Origin of the sequence: Mycobacterium sp. 134, assembly GCF_048282715.1 — a bacterium.
Classification (GTDB): domain Bacteria; phylum Actinomycetota; class Actinomycetes; order Mycobacteriales; family Mycobacteriaceae; genus Mycobacterium; species Mycobacterium septicum.
In genome coordinates this window covers 334,213-357,582 of the sequence record NZ_JBLVUN010000001.1, presented here as the reverse complement: position 1 = coordinate 357,582, position 23,370 = coordinate 334,213, and the positions used below count along the sequence as shown (strand labels likewise).

22 protein-coding genes are annotated in these 23,370 nt (G+C 63.4%); 17 read left to right on the top strand and 5 right to left on the bottom strand.

All coding sequences use genetic code 11. The features are described from left to right. Positions 1-181 precede the first annotated feature (181 nt). From ACNQVK_RS02150 to ACNQVK_RS02140, 3 genes are all read left to right on the top strand, one after another. Complete coding sequence (locus ACNQVK_RS02150; protein ID WP_418028437.1) at positions 182-703, top strand: hypothetical protein; 522 nt, start codon at positions 182-184, stop codon at positions 701-703. Positions 704-777: 74 nt separating this feature from the next. Beyond that, positions 778-936, top strand: coding sequence for a hypothetical protein (locus ACNQVK_RS02145; RefSeq protein WP_418028436.1), 159 nt, complete (start codon positions 778-780; stop codon positions 934-936). Between the two features lie 780 nt (positions 937-1,716). Continuing rightward, a complete protein-coding gene (locus tag ACNQVK_RS02140; protein WP_418028435.1) occupies positions 1,717-2,307 on the top strand; it encodes a recombinase family protein in 591 nt (196 codons plus the stop codon). Between the two features lie 146 nt (positions 2,308-2,453). Here the strand turns inward: ACNQVK_RS02140 and ACNQVK_RS02135 are convergent, their stop codons facing one another. From ACNQVK_RS02135 to ACNQVK_RS02125, 3 genes are read right to left on the bottom strand one after another with little or no spacing between them, the layout of a single operon-like run. Beyond that, on the bottom strand, positions 2,454-2,789 hold the full coding sequence (locus ACNQVK_RS02135; protein WP_418028434.1) for a hypothetical protein: 336 nt from the start codon (positions 2,787-2,789) through the stop codon (positions 2,454-2,456). Positions 2,790-2,821: 32 nt separating this feature from the next. Then, positions 2,822-3,109, bottom strand: coding sequence for a hypothetical protein (locus tag ACNQVK_RS02130; RefSeq protein WP_418028433.1), 288 nt, complete (start codon positions 3,107-3,109; stop codon positions 2,822-2,824). Next, entirely contained in the window at positions 3,106-3,582 is a 477-nt protein-coding gene (locus tag ACNQVK_RS02125) for a hypothetical protein (protein WP_418028432.1), read from the bottom strand. The genes ACNQVK_RS02130 and ACNQVK_RS02125 overlap by 4 nt, the downstream gene beginning before the upstream one ends. 229 nt (positions 3,583-3,811) lie before the next feature. On the opposite strand from ACNQVK_RS02125, the gene ACNQVK_RS02120 reads away from it, so the two are divergent. Further along, entirely contained in the window at positions 3,812-4,477 is a 666-nt protein-coding gene (locus ACNQVK_RS02120; RefSeq protein ID WP_418028431.1) for a hypothetical protein, read from the top strand. A 341-nt stretch (positions 4,478-4,818) separates the two neighbouring features. Here ACNQVK_RS02120 and ACNQVK_RS02115 read toward each other — a convergent pair whose 3' ends face one another. Further along, entirely contained in the window at positions 4,819-6,093 is a 1,275-nt protein-coding gene (locus tag ACNQVK_RS02115) for a hypothetical protein (protein ID WP_418028430.1), read from the bottom strand. Continuing rightward, positions 6,090-6,923, bottom strand: coding sequence for a hypothetical protein (locus ACNQVK_RS02110; RefSeq protein WP_418028429.1), 834 nt, complete (start codon positions 6,921-6,923; stop codon positions 6,090-6,092). The genes ACNQVK_RS02115 and ACNQVK_RS02110 overlap by 4 nt, the downstream gene beginning before the upstream one ends. A 748-nt stretch (positions 6,924-7,671) precedes the next feature. On the opposite strand from ACNQVK_RS02110, the gene ACNQVK_RS02105 reads away from it, so the two are divergent. The 13 genes from ACNQVK_RS02105 (at position 7,672) to ACNQVK_RS02045 (ending at position 23,357) form a co-directional block, all read left to right on the top strand. Further along, complete coding sequence (locus ACNQVK_RS02105) at positions 7,672-7,908, top strand: hypothetical protein (protein ID WP_418028428.1); 237 nt, start codon at positions 7,672-7,674, stop codon at positions 7,906-7,908. Positions 7,909-7,976: 68 nt separating this feature from the next. Further along, positions 7,977-8,957 (top strand): conjugal transfer protein, encoded by a 981-nt coding sequence (locus ACNQVK_RS02100; RefSeq protein ID WP_418028427.1) that lies wholly within the window; start codon positions 7,977-7,979, stop codon positions 8,955-8,957. A 62-nt stretch (positions 8,958-9,019) separates the two neighbouring features. After that, the gene (locus tag ACNQVK_RS02095; RefSeq protein WP_418028426.1) at positions 9,020-9,403 is read left to right on the top strand and encodes a hypothetical protein; all 384 of its coding nucleotides are present in this window, start codon (positions 9,020-9,022) and stop codon (positions 9,401-9,403) included. Further along, positions 9,400-9,789 carry a hypothetical protein gene (locus tag ACNQVK_RS02090; RefSeq protein WP_418028425.1) on the top strand — a complete coding sequence of 130 codons (390 nt, stop codon included), beginning with the start codon at positions 9,400-9,402 and terminating at the stop codon, positions 9,787-9,789. Before ACNQVK_RS02095 ends, ACNQVK_RS02090 begins: the two co-directional genes overlap by 4 nt. Next, positions 9,786-12,263: an ATP-binding protein gene (locus ACNQVK_RS02085; RefSeq protein WP_418028424.1), complete on the top strand. Its 2,478-nt coding sequence runs from the start codon at positions 9,786-9,788 to the stop codon at positions 12,261-12,263. Before ACNQVK_RS02090 ends, ACNQVK_RS02085 begins: the two co-directional genes overlap by 4 nt. Positions 12,264-12,322: 59 nt before the next feature. After that, positions 12,323-12,850: a hypothetical protein gene (locus ACNQVK_RS02080; protein WP_418028423.1), complete on the top strand. Its 528-nt coding sequence runs from the start codon at positions 12,323-12,325 to the stop codon at positions 12,848-12,850. Beyond that, positions 12,832-14,589, top strand: a complete 1,758-nt coding sequence (locus tag ACNQVK_RS02075) for a hypothetical protein (RefSeq protein ID WP_418028422.1) — start codon at positions 12,832-12,834, stop codon at positions 14,587-14,589. Before ACNQVK_RS02080 ends, ACNQVK_RS02075 begins: the two co-directional genes overlap by 19 nt. Before the next feature lie 11 nt (positions 14,590-14,600). Then, positions 14,601-15,590: a hypothetical protein gene (locus ACNQVK_RS02070; RefSeq protein WP_418028421.1), complete on the top strand. Its 990-nt coding sequence runs from the start codon at positions 14,601-14,603 to the stop codon at positions 15,588-15,590. A 431-nt stretch (positions 15,591-16,021) separates the two neighbouring features. Next, positions 16,022-16,981 carry a DUF4226 domain-containing protein gene (locus tag ACNQVK_RS02065; RefSeq protein WP_418028420.1) on the top strand — a complete coding sequence of 320 codons (960 nt, stop codon included), beginning with the start codon at positions 16,022-16,024 and terminating at the stop codon, positions 16,979-16,981. Positions 16,982-16,985: 4 nt separating this feature from the next. After that, positions 16,986-19,343: an FtsK/SpoIIIE domain-containing protein gene (locus tag ACNQVK_RS02060; protein WP_418028419.1), complete on the top strand. Its 2,358-nt coding sequence runs from the start codon at positions 16,986-16,988 to the stop codon at positions 19,341-19,343. Positions 19,344-19,585: 242 nt separating this feature from the next. After that, positions 19,586-19,939, top strand: a complete 354-nt coding sequence (locus ACNQVK_RS02055) for a hypothetical protein (protein WP_418028418.1) — start codon at positions 19,586-19,588, stop codon at positions 19,937-19,939. A gap of 3 nt (positions 19,940-19,942) precedes the next feature. Continuing rightward, positions 19,943-21,031: a C40 family peptidase gene (locus ACNQVK_RS02050; RefSeq protein ID WP_418028417.1), complete on the top strand. Its 1,089-nt coding sequence runs from the start codon at positions 19,943-19,945 to the stop codon at positions 21,029-21,031. Between the two features lie 100 nt (positions 21,032-21,131). After that, positions 21,132-23,357 (top strand): hypothetical protein, encoded by a 2,226-nt coding sequence (locus ACNQVK_RS02045; RefSeq protein ID WP_418028416.1) that lies wholly within the window; start codon positions 21,132-21,134, stop codon positions 23,355-23,357. Positions 23,358-23,370: the final 13 nt, after the last annotated feature.

Here is a 23,370-nt window from a genome sequence, read left to right as displayed (position 1 = left end):
ACGGCCCGCCGACGAGTATTCCGATGTTGGCCAGTCGGAAATGCAAAGCAAAACCGAGTCGCAATATTGCGTATTGCGACAGTTTTGCTTACGATGGGTGCGCGGCCGCCGCTTAGCGCGGGAAACCAGGACCGGTCGAAGTCTCAGCATCGCCGCGACCGACTCATCAGAAGGAACACCGATGAATGCCCCCGCTGACAGCCCCACACGCACCCTCCGCAAGGCCGATCGGCTGGCCGAAGGGCTGACCTTTCGAACGACCGAGTACGACGGCGATGTCCGCATCGAGGCGGTCATCTACTTCGACGAGAACTGCGAGGCCGAGCGCGACGCCTGGGTCGCTCAGTTCCCCAAGAGCAACCGCCTCCGCACCAACACCGCTCACGGACGGGACGAGAACTACTACGCGAGCCGACCTTTTCCGCGCACGTACGTCGCTGTAGACAAGGTGACCGGAGCCGAGGTCTCCGGGGTAGGCGCAGCAGAGGCCCGGGCCCGGTCCGCTTGGACCTTGCCGATGGCGGAGTTCCGGGTGCTGTTCACCTCGACAGGCGTCACAGGCGCAAAGAACGAAGCCGGCTACAAGCGGCTGTCCAGCTTCCTTCGCAACCTGAACAAGATCGGCATCACGTGGCAGCACAAGCAGCAGAAGATCAGCAACGCGCAGCCCGGCATCGACGACGTGTTGGCCCGATTCGCCTGATCAGCACTGCATGGCCGCGGCGGTACATGCCAAATCCCCCTAGCCCGCAGATAGACAGACGGAGAGTTCCCCAGATGAAGATCGTCATTCCCACCCGGGTGATTCACGACCTGATCCACCCCGACCCACTCAGCACCGCCGAGATCGCCGAGATCGCGACGGCCTTGGCAGGCGCACTCGCCCAGCTGCACATCCACGTCAACCCAGCCGAGATCGAGATCGTCCCCGACTAGCGGGGCCTGTCGCAAACTGCAAAGCTCGACCGCCCAGCACCCCCTCGCCACACCCGACGGCTAGCGCCACGCCCCAACCACTGAGAGGCATACCCCGATGATCGACACAAACCGTGCGTGCCGGCCTCATCCGCGGGGGCGCGTCGCCGCGATCGCATTCACCGCCACGCCGACCGCGATCGGCGCAGCAGCACCCCACCAGCCTGCACCGAAGCGGGCGGACGCGCGGCGCCAGACGGCTGTGCAGATGGACCGATCCCATTGCCAGCCACCAGTGCCCGTCGGCATCGGGAAACTGCCGATGAGCACCCACATCGGAACCGAGAAAGACGACGCTTTCCCGCCCACCAGCGCCCAATGCCGGACCAACCCACGCGGCGCACAGCTAACTTCGGAAACGACGCGCACGTGCGCGCCATTGGAGAACAACTCCACCAACAACGGCAGGCCGCTGGTCGGAGACGGCCCCGCACACCTGTCAATCTCCGCATCCCCGGCAGCTACAACCGTCGTATTCCGCACTGAACACGGAAATCCGGCCGACGAAACCCCCATCCGAACGCCGTCACACCGCCGTCCGCACACGACCCGCTGTGGGGGCAGTCGTGACCACGTCGCTGTCATGACTGGTCAGCAAGCCATGGCCCCAAAACGGCCGAACACGAGCGACCACCCGGATCCGCTTACAAGGGCTCCGCAGCCACCACGGCACGGAATAGACCAGCCCACAGAAAACCTGCCAATACACACCCAGCACAACAGCCAGAAAACGGTGCGGATATGAGAAAACGCCTAGGCTACGCCCGCGTAGCAGGCCGCCCCAAAGCGCTCGACCAACAGCAATACGACGCCCTGACAGAGGCTGGCGTCGACCCCGATGACATGTACGTAGACGAACTTTCAGCCGCATCCACCAAGGACCCAAGGCCCGGTCTATCCGCACTGCTGAACAACGTTGGCGCGGGCGACACAATCGTGGTGCACAGCGTCGACCGCCTGGGCCGATCCGTAGCCGAGATGCTCGCGACCATCAATGACCTCGCCGACCGCGGAGCTGACCTGCACTCGGTGCGCGAAGGTATCGACACCCGCACCACCGCCGGACGAATGATGGTTGGCGTACTCGTGTCGGTGGCGCAGTTGGGGATTGAACAGGAACAGGAGCGCCACGCCACGCCACCCCGGAAGGCCCAGGGCCAGGCAGGCGGCCGACCGCGCAAACTCACCCCGGAACAAAGACAACAGGTGCTGGATCTGGCCGCAGCGCAGGTGAGCGCAGCTGAAATCGCCACTCGCTTCAGTGTGGGCCGCGACACTGTCTACCGCGTGATCAGGGCCGCATCCAGCGACACCGCCAACGAGCTTGCGTAGGCGGCTGTCTTCGCCACCATGGCCCTGGCGTCAAACATCGCAATCTCGACGACGATTACCGCGCCGCGGCGATACTCGCGTGGCTGACGTACGACCTCGACTTCTACATCCCGATTCTCGCGGCGGCCGTAGTCGGCATCAGCGGCCTACCCGGAACGTCGGCCTACTGCCCGATATGCAGCTACTTCTCTTCCTTCGAGCAGCCAGTGTTTTGTCGGGAAGTGTCCGCGCACGTCGTCGAGGTTTCCGGTGATGTTCTCGATAACCAACGATGGGATGGTGCGTGAGGTGGCGCGGTATTGCACGGTCGTGTCACCGTCAACGTAATCGGCGACGCGCCGCCGGATCACTGCTGAGAGGGATTCGCCATTGGCCTCAGCAGCTTCCAGGCCGGATTCCCACTCGTCGTCGGGGATGCGGATCGTGCGGCGTGGAGTGGACTGATCGTCGTCGGGCACGGCGACCAGTGTCGCATCTGTCATGACATAGCCTCCTTATGTGTCGATCCGTCGCCCTATGGCGACCAGGTGCCAGATCGGCCGTATCGACGCACCACCGGCTTTCGCAGCTTTCCTTGTCTCTTTCGGAAATCTGCAATGCTTTGAGCGTCCAAGGCTGGGGTGTCCCACTTGTCGTACGGGATCAGGCCGGCGTCTCGCAATGCGGCCAGGATCGCGAAATGAGCGGCGATAGGTGAGCACTCGGAGCCTTCCTCAAGCCGAAACAGCATCACGATGTCGCCGGGCTGGGGTTGCTGATCGTCTGCGCCGCCAGTGCTAACTGTGCCGAGCTGCTCGCTCATCGGGCTTGCCCGTCGGTTCCGCTGTCGTATCGATGCGGGTTTGGCGTGCTCACCCAGCTGTGGTTATGTCGCGGGACGTGGCATGTCCGGCAGATCTCGCTGCCGTACTTGTTGTAGAGCTTCCCGTCCTTCTCGAAGTTCCCATACTCGTCCGCAGTCGGGTCTGTTGTTGTTGTTTCTGTCGGTGCGCAGAGGTCGCAGCACGCGCGGTACTGCTGGATCGACTCGTTGAATGATGCGCCATTGGCCGTGGCAGCCACGTGTGCGGCTGTGGTGATGGCAGCCAGCTGGTTGCTAGTCAGAACACCGTTCTGTGCCGACCACAGCTGGCTGATCGACTGTTCCACAGCGTCACGGGCTGTTCTCGGCGATGCGCTCAGCCGCGCGCGGGCATGGAGCTGAGCCTCTTCAAGGCTCAGGTAATCGCGGGTAACGGTGAAGGTGTGTGCCTCGGAGACGTGGTCAATTGTCATGACAGTAGTCTATTGCTGTCATGACATTTCGCGCAAGAGTGTCGCTCATCGCTCACGAGGAACGCGGTTAGGGTTCGACAGCAGGCACACCGCATGCACCTTCTATCGACAGCTGGCAGTCGACGGCTATGCGAGCGCGTCGACGGCGGTCGCCCCGCTCGCAGGTTTGAAATCCCTAGGTTTCAGCCGTGGGGAGGACGTCAAATACTTGGTCGGTAGGTTCCCAGTGGTGTTCAACCAACCTCCAAGCGCGGGCGACCCTTCCTGGACGGCACCGCAACAGGGCCAGCAATACCCACCTGGCTACGGTGCTGTCCCGGGTTACGGTCAACCGGCGTTCAATTTCAATGCTCCCGGTGCCCCACCACGGAAGCCGCCTTTCCTGGCTAAACGTTGGTACATCGTCGGTGGAGCACTCTTCACCGTCGGGGTGATCACCGTGGCGCTTGGACTTGCCGGTCTGATAGGCGGAGCAGCTCAAGCCCTGCCACGCAAGGAACGCATTTTCAGTGCTGGCGGAATGACGGTGGTGCCCTTCGACGCCGGCGAGAGTCGCGTGGTGTTCGGCCAAACCTCGGCGACCGATCACGCTGTGCATTGCAACGTGGGAACTCGGACAGGCTCTGGCCATGACGCATCGATCACGACCTACGACGGCGGACTCAGCCTCAACGGATGGGACGCCATCTTCACCGTGACCGCGAGCCAAGCCGGCGAGTATGCCGTGATGTGCGAAGGTCAACCTTCGGACAGGTTCGGCGTGGGAGGTAATGCCAGACCGACCTTCGTGATCGGCGGCGTTCTGTCAATCATCGCTGGCGGGTCTATCAGTGTCCTCGGGATCGGGACCGTCATTGTGGCCGCCGTCGTGGCGTCCCGCCGGCGCACTATCTGATCGTCTGAACGACCGTGGCACAGCCCTGGAGCATCACGCTGGGGGCTCCAGTTCGCCGCCGTGCGGCCCGATAACCGCGGCCATGAAAAGGCGACGCGGAAGGTGCTAGCGGGCGCTCTGGTTGTTCGCAGTCCTGCGTGGTGGCGCGTGAGGGCGCACGGGCTGCAGAGCACTGGCGCGGGACGGAAAACGGGTTCAAGAGTTGACGTGATTGAGCCGTACTTCCGCGCTGTAATGACGCCGTTTCAGGACGGCTTGACCGGCGCGCGGCGGTGTCCGAGGGCGATGCGCGCGCATTCTGGGCGCAGTCAGGAACATCCCATGCGCGGTGGCATACGAACCTAGTTCGGGCGGTGCCCGATGATGTCGATGGTCGAAATCGCGAAGTCTTTGAGGTCGCCGGTTACGGGGGTGTCCGAGGCGATTGTGGCGCCCTTGCCGGGGAGCGTGGTGGTGTTTGGCACGGCGCCAGTGGGTTTGCCGAATTCCTGGATCGTGATGGTCATCGCAGACGCCAAGACCGGCGGATCGATCGGTGTTTGCACGGGGCCGCGGTAGTTCTGGGTGGGCTGTGTGAACCGAGTTTCGTCCTTGTCGTTGAACTGGTATTCAACGACGGCCGCGGTCATATGTTTGATCCACTCGTCAGAATTGTCGGGGTTGATCCGGTTCCATCCCGGGACGGTCGACATGCCGGTGACGAGGTACCAGTCATCGAATTGCACACGCAGAACAGTGCCCGGTACACCCGAGGCAGGAACGCACATCCACGCGGTGTCATCGTTGTGATCGAAAGCCTGGCCGGTTCTAGTGGATCCGGCCGTGCACCGCGCTTCGGGGTCACCCTTGATGGGGATAAAACCGTCAGCACCGGGCGTACCCGGAGGGGCACTTGGCGCTGCCGATGTCTCGGTGATTGTAGGCACCGTATATGGCGGAGTGGTCGTCGTCGTGGCCGTGGACGTGTTCGAATCATCGCCCGATGACATCACCACTGAGACGACACCAAACACGACTAGAGCAGCGGACGACACGGCACCAACACGGTGAAGTGGCCGGTCCCAGTTGAACCATTTGAACTGCCACCATGGCGGCCGTTTGGCAGGCATGAGCGGCGCGGTCGACGCCGGGGGCGCGTCTTCGTCGTCATCATCTACCCCGTGAATCGCGTCGTCACGATGGACGTACTCGCCGCGACCTCCGGAGCCAACCAGACTGCGTTCGGAGTGGCCGGACAGGATGTCGTTGATCGCGTTGAAGTTGGCTTGTTCAGCATCAGTCAAAGCGCGTGAGTCCGCGGCCGTATCGACGTCAGCCGCTCCTACATGCTCGCTGATGTTCGAAACACTGCCGTCGTCACCACCAGGCAGGTCGTCGCCTTCGGGCGGGACCCACTGGCCGTACTCGTCGTTGTTGTCAGCGGCGAACTGGTCACTGATGGGGTCGAGAAGATGTGGGTTATCGACGAGCTGATCAGTGATCAGACCGGAGTGCGCGTCATAGATATCGGCCACGTCAGCCGCCCCTTCATCGTGCGGGTTTTCCGGCGTAACAGCAGGTGAGCTGCCGGCGTCCTGGGCCGATGTTATCCCGGGATCTGGCGCTAACCCCGTCACGCGACATCCCCAAATTCAGCGAGAGAACCGATGTCACGGTGTGCCCATCCGTACTCGACGCAGGCACGATTGAGGTCATCACGGTGGGCGTGAACTGCACGCCGCAGCCGAGCTTTCACGCGCCGCAGCCGTGACTCCAGAGCATCTTCGGTGATCCCGAGTCGCTCGGCCAGGTCGCGAACGGGGCGCGAATCCTCACCGCCGTAACGGAGCATAAGTGTTTCGACATCTGCCTCTTTGAGGATCCCGCGGCTGTGGGCCCATTGCAGGATGGCATCACGCGAGAGATACGACTCGATGTTCACCGCGACATCCTCGGCGGCTTCCTCACGGGTCAGCGTGAGGTCGTCACGCTGGGTCCGCTTGGCGTTCGTCACGGTCCTCAACGTGATCCAGTACAGCTGCTGATCGACATAGGTATGTGTGACGTCAACCCGCACAAGAGCGTGACCAAGGAAAGCTTCGAGGGTGGTCTGGAAGCGTTCGTCACGGGTGTCACCGGGCGCGTGAGATGCCACTGAAAGCAGCATGTTGACCTTGGCGCCGAGCAGCAGAGTAGTCGCGAGCTGCGCGCCGCGGTGATGCTCAGTGAGCAGGAAAGCGGTCGCTGCTCTGTCCTGGGCGGCGACGGCCGCCAGGAGCTCGGAAACGCTGAGATGGCCGAGCGTGCCAAGCCAGCGCTGAACGAGTGCTCTGTTGCTCGGGAGGTTTGCCGTCGTGAGCGCGTGGTGGAAAAGCGGGTGTGAATTCTTGTGTGAGATTGCGCCGGCGGGGCGAGCGGCGGCGTGATCGCCCAATTGTGTCGCGGGGGAGTTGGTCGTGATGGTCATCGGGTTCTCCTTCATTCGGAAGGTGTGGATGCGCTACGCGCGCGTTGCCTGATGACCTCAGGTTCGGAATGGGCATTGACTGACTCGTCAGCAACGACGTGACGTCAGCCGTGAAAATTCGCAGCTGCTGTGCGCGGGGAGTGATCTACATCACTAAAAGGGCCGCGGGCGACGGAACTACCAGCGTGAACGACCACGAGGAATCCCCAGTCGGAAAATTCACGGCGCAGGGGCCGACGGAAGCTAAAAGCCGAACAATTCACGTGCCCCAGCACATGGCCCCGGATGTGACTAACGGTCGCGGCGCCGTCCCGCCCGAATGTGCCGGACGGCCGCGAAAATGTGTGCCCAAAGTGTGCACCGCCATGCCGCTAGCAACTCACGTGATTCGTGAGTGGTTGAGCACGTTTAACGTGCACGACCTGCGAGGACTTCGCCGATACGCCGTGTGAGTTCACGATCACGCTCTGACCAGCGGAAATAGCGCTAGAAAACTCACTCTTGAAAGGTCGCTCGCCCTTGCTTTCCGCCTCCGGCACAGCTGCAGCCGAGCGTACCACCAATGTCAAGGACCTCAGCAAACATCGGACTTGAAATCGGGGAGCCGCTCAGGCCGGTCGAGGTTAGCTGCCGAGCTGAAAAATTCTTCGTGCCAGCAGCGACGGAAAACCGTGAAGGCGCAGGTACTTAACCGGTAGAGGCACCAAAACCAAGGGTGCCTACCAAGTACCGAGACAAAGGACCACCGATGGAGCTCGCACCCAACTCCCGCCGACCCGCCACCGCCAGCGGGGCTGGCTTTGACGAAGACCTCGCCGCCGCGCGGCGGTACGCGCGCGAAGTGAAGATCGCCGCCGACGAATGGCACGACAACCCCTTCAGTGAATCTGCACGCGCCAAAGTGCTGAAGCTCATCGTCGTCGACAGCGACGAAGCCGACGCATCTTGGCTGCGCGCAATAGCCCGTCACGACGCTTCCTTGTGAAAGACTGACTTACCGTGAGTGGGAAATTTTTCACCCCAAGGGAAAACTTCGCGGCATTGGTAAAACCCATGGACCGCGACAAGCTCAAAGATCGCGTCCTCATGGCGATGGCGACCGTCGGCTGCGCCGGCGTGCTCATTAATGCAGTCGGCTCACTAGGGACCGATGGGCAGGCGGCGGACCCCACGCCGGGTAACAGCAGCATCCCCGCGGCAGAGCTTGTTAGCGGATTCGCACAGGAATACGTGACGGCATACCTGACGGCGAAACAGGGGGAGGAGAAATCGCTCACGCCCTACGTCACGCTCAAAGACGCGAGCCTTCCCTCTGCGCGTGGCCGGTTCACCGATGTCCGCGTGAACTACCTCAAGCAGGAGCGTGACGTTGACGGCTTGGCGGTGTGGAAGGTGGTTGTCTCCGGACTCACCTTGATGCAGAGCGCTGTGATCACCGCTCCGCAGAACGCGGGAATGGTCACAGGCAACAGCAGCAACACCGCGCCGGCCGAAACTGAGCGCAAGTACTACCGCGTGTTCATCTCCGTGCTCAACAACGCACCCCGCGCAACGGGTCGGCCGGTGCCCGCCGACAGGACCGACATCGGAGTCGATCTGCGGCTGGCCTACAAACACGACACCAACAAGCAATCACCGCTCGGGGAGACCGCGGCGGGATTTCTCACGGCCTATCTCACGGAAAACAAAGACTTCGACTTCCGGCGCTATGTCATCGCCGACATCCCGGACAAGCCACTGCGGCCCGCGCCTTACGTGAATGTCGTCGTCCAGAAGATCCAAAGCACCGTCGACAACAACGGCGACGGTGCGCAAAAAGCGCGCCTCTACGTGACGTTCTTGGCCACTGCAAAGAACAACATCACCGAGCAGCTCGACTGCCCCCTCACGCTGCGATCGGTTGAAGGCAAGTGGCAAGTCGAAGCGATCGACAGCCTTCCCGCGCTGCAACTGCAGGCCAACGATCCCTCAGGCCAAAGCGTGGACACGACGACCTCATCCACCCCCGCGCCGCCGCCGGCGACCCGCGGATGAACCCGACAACTTCTCTCTTTTCACTCACACGGGAAGGGCATTGACCAATGACTGATATCGAAGTGCTCCTCGGCAACGGCTACCAAATGCTGTTTCGTATCGGCTCCGCGCTGGTGGGGATCTGGGCGCTGTTTTTCTTCCTGAAAACTCTGTGGACTACCCGCGACCCGGTGCGCCTTGTGATTGCCGCCGCGACAATCGTCGCGGCCGCAGCTGTCTGGAAACTGGTGCCGACGCTGGTGCAGACCGGTGAGAACACCGGTGATCAGATGGGCGGCGGTGGTGGCGCGTACTCGATGGGCACGACCCCGAGTATCGGCATCGAGTACGGCGGACTCGACGCGCACACCGTTGCTTTCGACGGCGGCCAGGTGCGCACCGCTGCGCCCGCGCTCACGTCAGTTGCACACGACCTGCGACTGGTCACGGTGAGCATCGCGGCGTGAGAGAGATCCTGATTGCGACCGCGGGTCGCATCTTTCGGGCGTATGTCGGGCGGTTGCCCGGCGGTCGAAATATGCCCGGAGGTTCGCGCCCGCTGGAGCAAGTGATCGCGGCCACGGCCATCTTCACCGCGACGATCGCGGCATCGGCTGTGCTTCCGTACAACACGGTCACGATTTTCGGCGTCGGTGTCGTGATCTGTGTCGCCGTTGTTGCGGCGCTCAATCTCATCAAGTTCGACGGTGTGCCAATCATGCACAAAACCAAACGCCTGGTGCTCCTACTGATTGACCGCAAGCCGATCGTGGTTGCAGCCGAGGAACTTGAACGCCAAGTCGCCGCGAACCCAGAAGCCTTCTTTGTCAGCGCAGAGGGGGATGACGCGTGAAAATTATCAACCCGACCAAACACCGCGAAGGCCATGTGCAATGGACGCACCACGGCATGGTGTACGGCACGTTCTTCGTCACCTCGATCGACTACGGACTGCGCCCTCCAGATGAGAAAGACCAGGCGTTCGACAGTCACGAGACGCTGGCACTTGGATGCCCCGATGACACAGTCTTGACCAGCCTGCAAGTTCCGATGGATGTTGTAGATGTTCTGGCCCGGTCGCTCGACAATGTCGACCTGAAGCGCACGCCCGCCTATACAGAGGAAGCGCTGGAGGGTTACAAGAGGATCGTCGAGATCGGGCCACTGACCCGATTGAACTTCGTGACCTTCCCGCTCGGGAAGCACTACCTCACCGGGGAGCCGGATCGGTCCGAGATCACCAGGATGGTCGGGGCCGCCGCCGAGGCAGCCGCGGCGGCGGACCCGGAAGGGCGCTTTGAGCTCCACCCCGTGCCCGAAGGGCTGTTGCCGTTCTCGTGGAACCACAACCTGATGCGCGGTGCCGCGATGGAGATGGCGCCGCAGGATCCCGCGAAGGCGCTCGTCGCGACGCGCTCCAACCCGAAGTTTCTCCCCGGAACCCTCGATGAAGGCGCCCGCACCGAGAACCCGTTCTGGCGGAGTTTCGACCCGCTCATCAAGACCATGGTTCGTCGCGACGACGGTCATGTCATTGACAGCTACCAGGCGATGCTCACGCCTCGATCATTCCCGTCAACCATGCTGTTTCCGGGGTACTCCGAGATCCTTTCGATCCTCGACGGCATCGAGATCGACGGCATTGACAATGTCTGCGTCGACTGGGCCATGCGACTGCGACGAGTCGAGCGCGAAACCGCGATGCAGCAGAACGAAAAGATGCTCGCGAGACTCGTGGTGCAACTCGAGGAACGCAGCGGTGAGCTCGGCTACCACTCCCGAGAAATCCAAAACAAGATCGCCGTACTCACCGCGTACAACGACAGGCTCGCCACCAACGAGAACGCGGACGAAATCAAGTTCACCACGGTCATCGGCGTGGGCGCCACGAAGAAGTCCGACCTCAAAAAGAGCGTGGCCACACTCAGGGCCAGGTTCCGCAAGCTCGGCGTCCGCGTCGACGCGCCCCGAGCCGCCCAGACCAAACTCTGGCACTTGTTGAACCCCGGCGCTCCTGACGACGAGGTCTACACCGACTATCAACATGTCGCCGCATCGAGTGACTGGGCGGGACTCGTCCCTTTCACCACCGCCCGCTTGCTCGACGACACCGGGCCCATCATCGGGGTCAACCTGCTGTCCGGTCTGTTCGAACCGCTTCACTTCAATTTCCTGGGAAGAGCGGAAGCGGACAAAAGTCCCGCTATAGCTGTAGCGGGGGAGATGGGCAGTGGCAAGAGCTACTTCGTCAAGACACTAGCCGCGATCATCGCCGATCTGCTCGGGCGATTCCTGGCGATCGACAAGGACAACGAGTATCTGGCGTTGGCCGGAGTGATCCCCGGTTCCATCGTCGTGGACTTGGCGAACCCGAACTTCACCCTCGATCCACTGCAACTGTTCAGCGATCCGGTGAAGGCCCGCAAGATCGCGCTCGACACGATCCTGCCGATGCTGAACATCCCGACCGCAGACCGCAGGGGCATCCTTCTCTCGAAGCTGCTGCGTCCTGAGTCTCGTGGCGCCCATTCCCTGCATTCGCTCGCCGATGTTCGTGACTACTGCGCCGAACTGGGCCGGCGCAATATTCCTGAAGCGGACAAGTACGCCGAGATCGCAGACGCGATGGACGCGGCCGAGGCGCCGGTGCTGTTCGGCAGGGGACTGGACCCGATGCCGCTGGGGGCCACCGCGACCATCGTCCGCACCCATGGGCTAGAGCTGCCGCTGCCCCACGAGCTCGCACTCGCGCACACCTACGCGAACCTGCCGTGGAGCAAGCGAGTGGGGCACGCACTGTACGAACTGATCGGCCACCTCGCCGCCGACGTGTTCTTGCGCCAGGACGGCAAGTTTGGGGCCTTCATCTGCGATGAGGCGTATCACTTCACCCGATCCGCTGTCGGGAAGGTGATTGTGGAGGAGTTCGTCAGGCTCGGCCGTCGGAATCAAGCAGGGCTCATTCTGGCGTCCCACGACCCCAAGGATGACTTTGACGGGGTCGCACACAACCTGATTCCCAACCGCTTCGGATTCCGTCACAGTGACAAAACGCTGGCGACCAACGAGATGGAGTGGTTGGGCGCCGATGTCGAACGCGACCAGTACCTCATCAAGCAGTTGATGCACCACACCTCACCGGCGACCGGCCCTCGCGACTGGGTCGAACCCCGCCGCCGCGGCGAGTGCTTCATCGCCGACAGCAAGGGGCGCATCGGCCGCGGCAAGATCCTCGGCCCAGCCCGCGGGGATCGCGCGGCCGCAGTGAGCACAACGCCGAACAGCAATCTCAACAGGCTGATTTCGGCAGAGGGTGCGGCCGCATAATGCGCTCACCCCTCACTGCCACACCGGTCCTGCGCTTCTGCAGCGCCTGGGATCCCGCCATGCCCGCAATCGGTCAACTGTTCGCCCGCAGTTGGGCCGCCGTCAGCAGCACCGCCGCACGCCGACTCGCCCTGCGACCGCTCGTTCTACAAGCATGGTTCCTGGCCGTCGCATTAGCCTTCCCCGCCGAGGCGCACGCATCCGCCGTCACCGTCAAGACACCGATCCTCTACGCCCTCGGAGTTCAAGACTCCTACGGGATTCCGTTGTGGAAGTACGCGATCTCGACCGACTACGGAACGGTGCTCGATGGTGGCACGAAAGCTGTCATGGGAACTCTGCTCGAAGCTGAAGCAGCCCTGTTCGTAGTCATTGTCGGCGTGGCGATCTGGTTTCTGATCTATGTCGTCAGCTTCGGATTCTTGCCAGACCTCGTCCAGCCAATCGCCGAGGTCGTCCAGGAGTACGCCGCCCACATCCTGCCGGGGGTCATGGCTTGCTCGATCCTCATCGCCGCAATGTTCATCGTCTACAACGTGTTTCGGGAAACATTCCCAGAGCAGTATCGATGGGCGCCTCCGCTGTGATCGTGGCTGCAATCGCCGGCGCCGTCGCCTACACGCCGATCACCTGGGTCACCTCCGACAGCGGACCACTTGCTGCAGGCCGCAACGCCGCAGTGTCACTGGGCTCGAATACAGCCGCCAGCATGGACAACACCACCGAAACCCTCAACACTCTGGAAGGCACGCTCGCAACGTCCTTCGCGCGCCACCCTTTGCAGGTACTCAATTTCGGTGGCCAGCCCGATGATTCACCAGAATGCGCTGCGGCATGGAATTCGGGAGTCAACTCCGGAGACACCGACAACATCAAAGACAACATCGCTCGCTGCGGCAGCTTAGGCTCGCCGGTCACACCGGACGCGGCAGCCGCCATGAAGGCCACCGCAGACAACCCCAGCCCCGGCCAACTCGGAACCGGCTTCGTCCTTCTGATCTTTGCCAGCCTCTTCGCGCTGTACGCCTTCACCATCTCCATCAAAATCGTCTCGGAGTTCTTCGAAGGCGTGAAGCAGGCTGCGAAGTTCCTGGGCAGCTTGGCGATTGGCGTCATCCAAGCCGCGCTACCCGCTGTAGCCTCCAGCGGATTCGGCATCATCTTCTGCGGTGTCGCCATGTTCGCCTACATCACCGTCATCATCGTCGTAGGAGAAGTCACCGGCCGAGTATTCAGCAGACAGACAAACAGCATCGTCGCGGTGCTGTCGGTACTGCTACTTATGCTGGTGGCCCTCAAGCACTCCGGCGCCATCGGACGTGCAGTGCGAAAAGGCGGCCAGAACGTCGCCAACGCGCTGATGAGCAGCGTCGCCGCCCCTCAAGCGCCGCCCGCAGTCAACAACATCATCGAAGACCGGGCCGGCGGCGCTATGCGTGCGACAAGCAACGCCGTGTTCGGCGTCGGAGGGACAGTGGCCGGCATGGCACTGGCGTCCCGCGCACCCTCAGCAGCTCAAGCCTTCAACGTCGTCGCCCCAGTGCTCAACAACAAGTTCGCTCGCCACGTCAATCGCGGCGCCCACCTCAAATACACCTTGAACGGCAACGGCATCGGCAACGGGACTCCGGCCGCTCAGACCAATAATTCGGCTGCGCCCGCCCCGACCAACGGTGCACCCACTGCGGGCCAGTCCGCGCCGCAGCCGAGCCACGCCGCTCCACAGGCTCCACCTGCCGCGCCCGCCCAGCAGACATCTGCCGCGCCCAGTCCCGGGCAGCAGCCCGGGTCCGCGCCAACATCTACCCAGCAGCAGTCTGCTCCGGCGACCGGTGCGCAACCCGGTGCTGCTGCGCCCGCGGCCGCGCCGCCAGCTCCGCCTCAGGTACCTCTGCCCCAACCGATTCCGCCAGCGCCAGCCCCAGGCGCGGTCTCAGGCGCTGCCATCCCGGCGCCTCCAGCACCGGCTCCGCTGACTCAACGGATGCAGTCCTCCGCCGCGCCGGCCATCAACGCGCCGTCAGGGGAGTTGCCGTCCTGGGTTCCAGCTTCGTATTCGAGAAGCGTTGAGGAACACCGCGAACGATTCCCCCATTTGTGCGGGGCAGAAAACAAGAACGGCACCTTCTGCCTCAACCCCGCCGGGTCCTGCCCGCACCACCCGCACCACCGCTCCACTGCACAAGCGCCACCGTCCCCGTTCGGGCAAGCACCGCCGCCACCACCTAACCTGCCCGCCCCGCCACCGCCGCGGACGCCACCGCCACCTGGCCAACCCCCACAAACCGGACAGGGCGGCCCGATGCCACCGCCGAAATCCCAGTAAGGAGAGGGACAGTGACTGAACCGCAAGACCGGCAACCGCGCCGATCCCTTGTCCGAGCTGTCGCGCAGACCGCCGCAGTCCAGGTAGTACGGAAGGCGGCTGTCGCCACCGGCGGCGCAGTCGTCAGCACCTTCGGCTGGCCGGCGATCCTCGCCGTGCTCGCCGTGGTTGCCGTCGCTGGAGCCCTGGCGATCCTGGCGATCGTCGCCGCGTTCAGCAGATTGTCTGATCAGAGGGCCGACTTCGCGTACCAGTGCGAGTCACGACTGGGGTTCGCCGTAGGCAGCACTGCAGCCATCACCGTCGTACCGCGCTTGGCGACAACGGTAGCCCTGGACCCAGCCACACCACCGGCCACCACGTGGGAGACCACGCCGCTACAGCCCTCCACCACAACGACTTCCACCACGACCCCAACAACAACGCCCACACCGCCACCAACCACCACCAGCACCACGCCACCGAGCGCTCCGACGACAACGAACCCATACGCGTCCATGACGATTCCCAGCACCGCCGACACCAACACCCGCGCCTGCGCGATGGCCGTGAAGCAAGGTGAGGTCGTCGGATCCCCGGTACATACGCCTGGCACCGAACTGGGCCGACAGGCCGCGGCATTGGCCAACGAACGAGTCGGCACCATGGCGACCCTCAACGACGGGGACACCGCAGGGCCCACCAATGACGCGTTCTCACCGGCGAACCTGGTCCGCTACGCCTACTACCAAGCCAGCGGGGGAGCAGTCTCCTTGCCACACACTGTCGCCGAGCAGATCACCATCGGAGACCGAGTTGATCCGGAGGCTATCGCCGCAGGCGACCTTGTCTTCTTCAACTTCACAGCGACCGAGGGGCCCACTTCAGTGATGATCGCCGTCACCCCGACCATCGGCGTCGACGCCACCATCCCCGATCAGCCGATCTCGCTGGGCGTTCTGCCCACCGGCAACGTCGTCGTCAAACGGCCCACCTTTGACCGAGAGGCCAGCAACCCATGACTGAGGAAGCTGTGACTGACCCCACCGCGGCACCGCCTGCGCCACTGCTGCCCTCGCAGCACAACTCCAGCGGCAACGACGACGACAACACCCGCCTGCGCCGGCTGGCCCCCTTGCTGCCGCGCGGCCCAATGACGGCCAATTCCAACCAGGCAGGAGCCCCCGGCTCCGCCGCGCCAGCGGCGCCTGCCAACAGCGCCATCAACAGCCCCGCCAACACGAACCCAGCACTGAACAACCCTCCGCCCCCACCCGCAGGGACGGCACCTCCTGTGTCGCCGCTGCCTACTCCTAGCGCAGCCCCAACCGACGCTGCCGGGCAGACGAATCCACAGTCCGCAGCGGCCGACCCGCAGTCCGAATCCCCCGACGCTGCCGAAGACGCCGCGCAGAACGCCAAGCCACCGATCAATCCCGGCCAGGCCGTCAACATGGCCACCGGCCTGGCCGCTCCTGCCGTCACTGCAGCACTAGGCATCCCGTCCGCGCTTCTTGGGGCCGGGATGGGACTGCTGGCTCCCTTCGCGCAGATTCTGCAGCAGTTCGGGCAAGGCAGCCCGTCGATGCCGTCCTCGGGCGGGTTCCCGTCGGGCGTGATGGACGGCCTCGGCTCCATGGACGCACTTTCGGGTATGTCCGGATCTCCGGGCGACGCCTACCAATCCGAGATCGGTGATCAGTCGAATCAGGCTCAAGCCCTTGACCATCTCGAAAAGAACCTGCGAAAGACACTGGACGACTCAGCGGCCAACTCCACTATGGGCCGCGACAAGGTCCAGCAGATCATCAGCCAGGTCAAGTCCAACCTGCAGGCCCTAGGACCGATCGCCAACACCCCAACCGGACAGCTCGGTGTGCTCTCAGCGATCACCCAAGGGTTGCAACAAGCTGGCGCCGTGCTGAGCCAAGCAGTCGGTAAGGACGCACTCAACGCCGGGACAGTCAAAAAGATGTCGCTGGACTACCTCAAAGACCTCCAGTCCGGACCCAACGACCAGAACCGCCAAGAAATGCCCGCCGGCGGTCCACAGAGATGGGCAATGGAAGCACTCCGGGCCAATGGGATCACCGATCCCCGAGCTATCGCGAACTGGTTGCCAGGATTGATGACAATGGGCCGCCGAGAGTCCGGCCACAATCCGTTTGCCCAAAACAACTGGGACAGCAACGCCGCCAAGGGAACACCGTCGAAAGGCTGGATGCAAACAATCCAGTCCACGTTCGATTCTCATTGGCGCCCGGGAACCTCCCGCAACATCTTCGATCCGGTGTCCAACGCCGCAGCTGCGATTCACTACGTGATGACTCGCTACCACGTCTCCGCAGACGGCTCTGACCTGATGGCGAAGGTGCAGCAAGCCAATCCCAACGCGGCGCCGAAAGGGTACTGACGCAATGGCGAAAAAGCAGTCAGAACAAGGTAATCCGGCGCTGGTTGTTGCCGGGGCGGCGCTCATCGTCCTGGTCGCCTCATGGGTCATCGGCGCCCGTTCGGCCACAGAGTGGGCCATCCGCAACGGCTACTTCTCCGCCACCCACCCCGCATTCGCCGTCCCCGGCGCGATCCCCTCCGGCGCAGGACCAACCCTCCTGGCCGCCCTCGGTGTAGTGGCCGCCCTCTCAGGTATCGCCGCGGCCGCCGTCATCGCCTACCAAATGCTGGCTGCCCCGATCCAGCGGGATCCGGACGACCGACGTCCACTACCTCCGGTACTCACCCCACTGGTGGCAGCGACCGGCACGACAGCCGGCGCAATCATCATGATCTTCATCCCATTCCTGCCCAGCATCATCGTGGCAGCCGGCGGAATCTTCACCGCGATTTTCTTGGGAGACTGGCTGCTGAGCAAGCTGCGCGAGATGCGCGACCGCGCCCGCTACCTCAACGAAATCGAATGGGCCATCTACCTGTATCTCGGCTTCGACGAACTTCCCCGCAAGCGCATCGTGACGATCGTCGAATGGGACCCGGCCACCGAGGACCGTCCCGAGAAACCCAAGACCATCAAGATGGTTTATAAAGGCCATCGCGAAGACCTCAAACCAGAACTGAACCGCCGTCTCGATGACGCCGTCGGCGGCTCCCACTACGACCTGTCCTACGCCACCACCGACCAGGTCATCACCGCCGAGCTGGCCAGCGTCAACACCGAACCGCAGCTTGTGCGCGACCTCCGCGACCAACTCATCCGGCCCAGCCTGTTCAAACCTGGTGCGACGCTGCACAACCCGGTTATCAGCGAAGCCGGAAGTCTCCTCAAATTCGAAGTGCACCACCAAATCGGCGCCGACCTCTCAGGTTCCGACCAGCTCCGCACCATTGAGCACAAGATCAGCGGACTACTCGACGGACGTTGGCGCACAACCCAGACCAACCACCTCGCCGGGACCGTCACCTTCGAGATCCGCCCTGAACTTCCCACCAAGGTCTATCCACCGACCACCAAACCAGTCCTGAGCGTGGCCGAGGCCTGCGAGCGGTACGACGGCGCGGTGATCCCGCTGGCAATCGACGAGTACGAAACCCTCATCGAGTGGAACCTCAAACTCAATCCACACTGCCTGCTCATGGGACCAACAGGCACCGGAAAGACCGGCACGATCAACAACATGATCATGGGAGCAGCCCCGCTCGGCGCCCGCATCTTCATCATCGACTTCAAAGGCGGCGAGTTCACCCACATGCGCGACTACCCGGGCGTAGTCAGCGTCGTCACCGAACCCTTCGAGGCCATCGCGCTGATCAACATCATCTACAAGGAGATGCAGGGCCGCTACAACCTCTACAAGAAGAAGCGGAGCTCACTGGCCAACAAAGAGCCATTCCTCATCATCATCGACGAGTACACCGAGTTTCAGGACATCCTCCGCCGGTTCTACGCCCTCACCAAACCTAAAGGCGGACCACGAGATTGCCCGACCCTCACCCAGTTCTCCTCGCTGCTGCGCCTGGGCCGCACCTGCCGCCTGCACTGCGTGGCAGCCATGCAACGTGCGGACCAGAAGTTCCTCGAAGGTGAAGCCAAAGACAACTTCACGATGCGGCTATCACTGGGACGTCTGTCGACACAAGCCGCGATCATGATCCACAACGACGCCTACGCCGGCCGAACGGTGCCACTGGGGATCCGCGGCCGCGGCACCGCACTCAACAAGATCGGAGTGCCCACCGAAGTCCAGTCGTTCTACGTGCCCGACCCCGAGGCCCCAACATTCAGCGACGACGACCGCCGAATCCTCGCCGAGCTGCGCCCCCCGGTGCGGCTGTATGAGCGCGGCATCATCATGCCGCCGCAGACCAATCCCGTGCTGGAGCCCGAAGAATTCCCGGTCTACCAAAACTTGCCGCTGCTCAAAGCCAGTGAATACCCAGGGTTCGACCCACTTTCACCGGACTACGCCCCGCCGGGATGGCTGGAGGTCCAGGACCGCGGTGTCGACTCCATCTTCGGCGCACCGCCCGATGACATGACCCCGTCGACTCCCACCGAACTGGTGCACACCGTCTACGAATCCGACGACACCACACGCGATGTGGCGATCGTGGACCTCGACGTCGGCGCCTACGTGCGCAACCCGAACACCGGCGAGTGGGGACTACTCCACGAAGAGCCCATGCCCGGTGACGATCCCGAAACCACCGCTCTCATCCTGCGCGACAACTTCGACGGAACCCTCGAAGAATGCCAGATCCCGAGCAACGCCACCGTCGAGGTCCGCGAGATCCCCGAAACCCATCTGGCCTCCGTATAACCAGCACACGCAACACAATCCGACCCCCAACCACGAAAGGAACCGCTGACCCCATGAGCGCCCTACGTACGAGGTCGCGACTGTGGAACCGCCTCCTGAAACTGAAGGCCCCGCCACCGACCACTCCCTCTTCGGGACACACCCGTGAGCGGCGACCGCCACCGGCGCCCCACTGGCCAGCGGATCCGCGCCGAAACATCGCCATGACGTGATGCGCCAATAACCCCAAAACATGCCCAATAATGGAAAAGATTGCCATCGACGGAAGGAATGCGAGGGTGGCCAACAACGGGACCGACTTCGCCCAACGTGCGGAAAACCTGCTCCAAGGCCGCATGGAGACCATCAAGACACTCGGCGACCTGATCGATCAACGCGCCGAGCTGGACACACGCGTCGAAACCGCGGCCCAGAAGGCGCTTGAAGCCGGCTGGACCAAGAAGGAGTTGAGCGAGCTCGGAGTGCCAGTCCCCAGGCAGGCGTCCGGCGCGCGCCGCGGCCCGGCCAAACGAGGTCGCGTCAACGGCGCTACCGAAACGCACCCAGAAATCCACCACAACACCGACCAGGGCGCCGTGCCCGTCCATCACGGGTAATAGATGAGCACTCGCGACGAGGTCACCTCCATCCTCGACCAACTCCGAGGCCTCCTCGGAGAGGGGACCCCGGTGACCGCGCCGCTGCCGTCTACGGTTCCGGCTGAGATCCAGCAGCGACTCGATGCATTGCCGAATGGACTCGGAGATGTGATCGAACGGTTCGTCGCGGAGCGCAAGAGCCAGTCTGAGATCAGCGCCGAGCTGGCCAAGATCGACCCGTCGCTGGTGCCGGTCGTGGACGAGTCGGGCGTCAACGTGCAGTCGGCTCGCGATCAACTCGACATGACCGAGCTGAATTACACCGATCGCCGCGGCCAACTGGCGCCGGTGGAAGGAACTCCACTGGGCCAGATGGCAGTACTGCAGTCGAAGGTAGATGCGATTGGCAACGGCTCCAACGCCATTCGCGCCCAGACACCGCCGGCAGACCTGCGTCGCGTTCTGGTCGACAAGCTCGCCCAGCGCTACTACGAGCAAGCCAAAGCCTCGATGTCGGGCATGCCCGGCGGCGGCGGAGGTGGCGGTACGCCTGGAGGCGGCATGCCCAGCGGCGGCGGGGGAGGATCGCCCGGCGGGGGTGGGGGAGGATCCCCGCTCAGCGGCATCGCATCGCCGCTGTCCAACTTGAGCTCTGCGTTCAAGCCGGCCTCCAACGGTCAACCCAAGGCCGGCCCAGGGGACAAGGACATCCCGGGGCTGCCACTGAGCGTCGGCGGCAGCGAGACTGGCCGCAAAGTCGCCGAGAAGGCCCTCACCGCGCTCGGGACGCCGTACGTATGGGGCGGTGGAGACAAGAACGGGCCAACCAAAGGCGGACTGGACTGCTCCGGCCTTGTGGTGTGGTCGACGGCGCAAGAGACAGGTCAAGTCGTGCCACGCCAGACATACGACCAGATCAAGCTCGGTACGAGGATCAACCCTGCAGACGCCCGGCCAGGGGACTGGGTGTTCTCCAACTTCAGCAGCGCGGGACCAGAACATGTCCAAATCGCCTTGGGCGGAGGAAAAGTCGTCCACGCTCCACAAACCGGCGACGTCGTCAAGATCAGCACCATGCCCAGCAACGTGATCGTCAAACGGGTCTTCTGAGATAGGAATTCATATGGCGCCGAAGAAATTTGAACAAGTCGAGTGGGACCCGTGGATCAAAGAAGGCAACGTTCAAGGGTTCTCAACACCGGGGTGGGCTATGCCCTCCGACAGCAGCCGCTACATCTCCAAAGACGACCCGTACTGGACGCAGACGATGTGGGATGCGCGGCTCGCCTACGGCGACCCGAACATTCACTACAACACAGACACACCGGGGGAGCAGCGCTACCTCGTGTTCGGTGACGGCATCCGCCTACCGGAAAACGGCCAGGTGGTGTACCACGACGCGCTGGCCAAACAGAACTACATCCAGAACACCGACGGCACAGTCACCCGCACCGACAGTGACGGGAACCCGCAAGGCGAGCCGTTCTGGCCGTCGGGCTACCGCAAGAACGAGGACGGCCGGTACGCCCCCGTCAGCAACAAGGGGATCCAGGTCAGCCCGCTGGCCAACGCGACACCGCCCAGCAACTACGGGTACTACGAAGACCCCAACACGCACATTCTCACCCCCCGCAACGCAAACGGCGACTACTACACGATCGATCCCAACGCCAAGCAACAGCACTTCTTCAACAAGGACGGCAAGCCGATCCCCAAGGAGCAGTACTACGGGGGCACCCAAACCCCGCCGGCGACAGTCCCGAAAGACCCAGCACCGGCAGGTTCTTCGACGCCCAACGGCGGTGGGAAGGTCGAGATCCCCAGCGGCATGACCGCACCCCAGTACCCCGACTGGGCCACCGCAGAAGACCCCGACGTCGGCAATCGGATGACCGAGATCATCGTGCGCCTCTACAAACTGTTCGGGGACGGATCCCCATCGGCCACCACCACGCCGGCCTTCCCGTTCAACACCGAAACAGGCAAAGACAGCGGCATTGAGGGATACGACAAGCTCAAAGACAAGTTCAAGCAACTTGAGGGCGAGTTCACCGCGACAGCCAAAGCATTCGATGATGCGATCGAGCACTCCAAGGTCAGCACAGAACAGGGTCGCAAGGCCATCAACGACGCGATCGGCGACTTCAACACGAAGGTGTCTGGACTCCCCGAAGGCCGCTTCGATTCGCTACTGCAAGCCGAAGTTGACCTGATCGGCCAGGCACGGACCGCCGTCGCGAAAGCGTCGAACACTACTCAGGACATGCCGGCAGTTCCGACCCCCGATCCAGGAACCCCCGCCGGACCTCCACTTGGAGCCACACCCGGCGATCCGCTCGGCGGCCCGCTTGGCGGCCCCGAGAAGGCCGGCCCCCTCGACGAGCTGCTCAACAAGCTCGGTGGGCCAGGGGGAGGTGGATTGCCTGGAATGGGAGGAGGACTCAACCCGCTGGGGGCGCTCGGCGGCATGAACCCCGGCGGAAGCCCCGGCGGTGGGGGCGGCGGCTTGAACCCGCTGGCACCCATCAGCGAGGCGGCGAAGCCGTTGGCCAAACTGGCAGATCCTGGCAAGCCTGACGCAGGCCAGAAGCCAGCGGTCACCCCGTTGAAGCCTATTCAGGACCAGCCGCCCGGTGTGCCTCAGCAACAGGGCCAGCCCGGTCAGCCGGGCCAGTCTCAACCGGGACTACCGCAACCTGGCGAGGCCAAGGGCGCTCCGGGCGTCGAGCCGGCCGGAAACAGCAAGGCCACGGTCAAGCTGCCTGACGGCACGATTGTGGACGCCCCCAACGAGAAGGCCGCCGCCGCGGCCCAGAACGCCCTGGAACGCGCATCCAACGGGGGGGACGCCGCGCAGAAGGCCTACGACGGTGTCCTCGAGGACGGTCTCCCTGGCGACGGCAAGAACCTCGGAGCGAAGGTCGATCCAGCCGACTTGCAGGCCGGTGATGTCCTGCAATGGAAGGACAAGACGATGGTTGCAGTCGGGCCGGGACTGGTGGCCGATCCCACCCATCCCGGCGTGGTCCATGAACTCAAAGATGTGCTCAAGGACGACACGGGATTCAAGGGGATCTTCCGGCCGACCGCGACCGACCCGACGCTGTCCATGCATTCGGAGCCCCCGCCGCTGCCGCACCCGGAGGCGCCGCAGCCTCCGCCCTCCGGTGGCTCCCACGGTGAAGGTAGTGCCCCTGCCCCTGCCCCTGCGCCGGACAACAACCCACCGTCCCCGCCTCCGGCCCCGCCCGGTGGGGACACACCTGCGGCGCCGCCGAAACCTGAGGCCCCGCCTGCCACGGTCCCGTTGTCGGGTGATCTGCCCGGCGACGCGCCCGCCGCGCCCGCCCCTCAACCGGCGCCGCCTTCGCCATTCCAACCGCCCGCCGCATCACGCTCCACCAAGGCCGAACGAATCGCTGCAGGACAGCCCTAACAGAGCCCCGAAA